The following is a 3,024-nucleotide window of genomic DNA, read 5'->3' on the forward strand; positions in this document are numbered from 1 at the left end:
GATTGTTACGGATGAAAATATAAAAAAAGGGTCTATCATTTATGTACCGATGATAAACGATGACGGTTTTGTAGTGAAAGGAAACTATAAAAGTTCTGATAAATGGATTGTGGTAATGGGGATTTCAAAAGATGACTGTATAGTCGGTTCCTTATTAGTAAATACAAAGCCGAATACATTTTTTAAGGAACTGGGAGATATTCAATTTCCACTATTAAAAAAAGATTATAGTTTTTTGGATTATAAAAGTTGGGTGGATTGCAGCAAATTATTCCGAATACCTCGTTTAAGGATACTTCAACATGGAGGATATTGCGGTTGCATAACAGATTCGGACTGGGCACTTATATGGGAAACTGTTAAAAATACAGATTTTATCAGTGACAGCGATAAAGAGTTTTTCGGAATTTTATAAATTTCATAAGCCAATTTATACTTTCCACTTGTTCGGAAGAAACATTTCATACGTCTCCCCCGCTTCTGGTTCCTTGCTGAACACTACCTTTAAATACTCGAACAGATTGACATTGTTTAGTTTACAGCTTTCCACGATGGTGTAGATAATGGCTCCCCTCTTGGCATTCTTGTGATTCCCAAAGAACAGGTAGTTGTTCAGTCCAAGTTTTGTCGGACGCAGCAACCTTTCGGCCGCATTATTGTCAATGCGGTACTCCCCATTATCGAAAATGTACTTCAACGCATCAAATTCCTTATGTGCATACGCAATCGCCCTACCGATAAGACTTTCACCGGGAATCTGGGAATTTGAAATGTATCTGTCAAGCCACCTCTTGAATTTTCTGAATATCGGAACGGTAAAACGAATCCGGTACTCCCTGATTTTCTCCGGGATAAACTTCTTTTTCCTGAAGAACCTTTCCAACCTGTAAATCTTCCCGATAAAATCCAAAGCTTCCCCGGAATGTTCCGGATCGTTGTTCTCCGATTCGATGAACTTCCTTCGGATGTGCGCAAGGCAACTTATCCTGCTTATCTTTCCGCTGTTATCTTCACCTATATTCTTGTATGCGGAATATCCATCCGTTTGTATGACTCCTATATAATCCTGCAATATGTTATTGATTACACTCTTGCTTCTGGATCCTTTGTCGTAATCAAAGAAAGCCAGCCTGTTCTTCGTATCTATCAGCCCCCACATATATTCCTTCTTCGCATGATGTGTGTTCTCGTCAATCACAGAAACGGTGGTCTCGTCTATATTCAGGTAGTCCGCCTTCAATACCTCTTCCCGGATGGTCTGATACAATCCTTCCAACGCATCAATACCTTCACCGCACCAGTCATACAGCGTAGAACGGGCAATATCCGCACCCGCATTTTTCAACATAGCCACTTGTCGGTTGACAGGTATATGGTAACAGAACTTGTTGGCAAGTATGCCTGCCATAAGTGACGGCTCGATATGACGTTTCTGGAAATTCTCGGGAACATACGGAAGTCTTGGTACAATCAACTTTCCGTCTTTTGCATAGATTCTCCGGTCATAGATGACCTTCACAATCCGCGCCGGTATCATATACAGGCGGAAGGTCTTCTCAGAACGGACAAATTTTGCACCCTTCAATTCTTCCGCATCAGGCATAAGCACTTCAATCCTTTCCTCCATTTCCTTGTAAACCCTCCGTTCCGGTCTTCTGTATGAACTTTGAACCTTTTTTCGTGCGTTCTTCATGGGTGCGTCATCAACCGACTTAGTTCTGATGGAACTTGGTACACTCTCAATATTTTCCGTTTCAGGTGATTCCGTATGTGTTTTCTCGCTTTTGTACCCGAAAATCTTTTTGTTCAGTAGCCCGATGGTATCAAGCTGCTCCTTTACGAGCGATTTGTATGACGCCAGTTCGGATTCTAAAGAATCGACTTTTTCAACCAGACTTGAAACAAGTTGTTTCAATCCGTCTATTTGAGCGTCCTTACTGCGTACCTGCTCCATCAGATTATGGTATATGCTACTTATATTCATGTATTAAATATAATAATTAATTATCTAATACACAAATAATTATAACGATTTTACACATAAAATCATTCACCTTTTTCAAGTCCGTTTAAACAGTTTTTTCGGTTGCTTATAAGGTTCCAAAAGTCATTCCAGTTCATCTTATAAGACTCCGATTCCGTGTGATATGAAGGATTAAACCGCTTCCTGTTGTATAACTTGACGGTATATAGCACAAAAGCCCCGTCATTCCATCTGAGAATCTTTAAGAGTTTCCTGTCCCGTGAGAGAAACACAAATACTTCCATCGAGAAAGGGTCACGCAACAGGCTGCCGCGTACAACACCACAAAGCCCTTCAATTCCCTTTCTCATATTCACCGGTTCCTGGCAGAAATAATATTTCATATCCTTAGTCAATCCCAATACAGTTCCCTTCATATATGATAGCCATTAGGATTAACGCCTTGATTGTTGTCTGTGGTATGTCAATAGTCATACCGTTCGGGAAAGTGAGCTTGGCTCCTTTGATGACGGTTCCAGGTTTTGGCAGTTCGAGGCTGGCTCTGAATGCAGGACCGTCTTCCGGCAGTCTGAGAGGCACATCGTTCTCTTCAAACTCCAACGGGAACAACCTTTGTGCTTGGGGTGTGATTTTCGATTCAGAAAATGGGGCTAGCAATCTGGACTGGCTTCTATGATATGTCACGGTTGAGTTTTCGACGAACTTCTCACCGTGTAACTTTTCCCACTGGTTAATCCATTCCACCATATCCCAATACGGGACCTGTTGTTTCTTGCAGAAATCCTCCAATGTCATTCCACTTTTGAGGTATCTTGCATAAAGAACCTGCATTTCGCTTTGTGATATTGCCATTATCTTCCATTTTTTTCAAATCATAGCAAAAATAGGGGAAAGAGCATGGTTGGTAAATATGCGATTATCGGACATTTACAGTGTCCGGTAAGTGTCCGCTACTCTAGTGTAATTACCAAAATTAGAATTATCTGATTGTTACGGATGAAAATATAAAAAAAGGGTCTATCATTTATGTACCGATGATA

General features: G+C 40.7%; 4 protein-coding genes. 1 reads left to right on the plus strand and 3 read right to left on the minus strand.

Translation table 11 applies throughout. From position 1 onward, the window contains the following. Nucleotides 1–415: hypothetical protein (locus QZ327_RS14285; protein ID WP_294620389.1), on the plus strand; the 415-nt coding region annotated here is incomplete at its 5' end. Nucleotides 416–430: 15 nt separating this feature from the next. On the opposite strand, the gene QZ327_RS14290 is transcribed toward QZ327_RS14285, so the two are convergent. The 3 genes from QZ327_RS14290 to QZ327_RS14295 form a co-directional block, all read right to left on the minus strand. Further along, a complete protein-coding gene (locus QZ327_RS14290) occupies nucleotides 431–1,984 on the minus strand; it encodes an IS66 family transposase (protein WP_294620391.1) in 1,554 nt (517 codons plus the stop codon). A 62-nt stretch (nucleotides 1,985–2,046) separates the two neighbouring features. Then, entirely contained in the window at nucleotides 2,047–2,400 is a 354-nt protein-coding gene (gene tnpB / locus QZ327_RS14425) for an IS66 family insertion sequence element accessory protein TnpB (RefSeq protein WP_367114570.1), read from the minus strand. Further along, nucleotides 2,372–2,836 (minus strand): hypothetical protein, encoded by a 465-nt coding sequence (locus QZ327_RS14295; RefSeq protein ID WP_294620393.1) that lies wholly within the window; start codon nucleotides 2,834–2,836, stop codon nucleotides 2,372–2,374. The genes tnpB and QZ327_RS14295 overlap by 29 nt, the downstream gene beginning before the upstream one ends. Nucleotides 2,837–3,024: the final 188 nt, after the last annotated feature.

Source organism: uncultured Bacteroides sp., assembly GCF_910578895.1.
Taxonomy (GTDB): domain Bacteria; phylum Bacteroidota; class Bacteroidia; order Bacteroidales; family Bacteroidaceae; genus Bacteroides.

Excerpts from the sequence above, each read along its gene's own strand:
- tnpB (WP_367114570.1), bottom strand. The coding sequence starts at position 2,400 with ATGAAGGGAACTGTATTGGGATTGACTAAGGATATGAAATATTATTTC.
- QZ327_RS14295 (WP_294620393.1), bottom strand. The coding sequence starts at position 2,836 with ATGGCAATATCACAAAGCGAAATGCAGGTTCTTTATGCAAGATACCTC.
- QZ327_RS14290 (WP_294620391.1), bottom strand. The coding sequence starts at position 1,984 with ATGAATATAAGTAGCATATACCATAATCTGATGGAGCAGGTACGCAGT.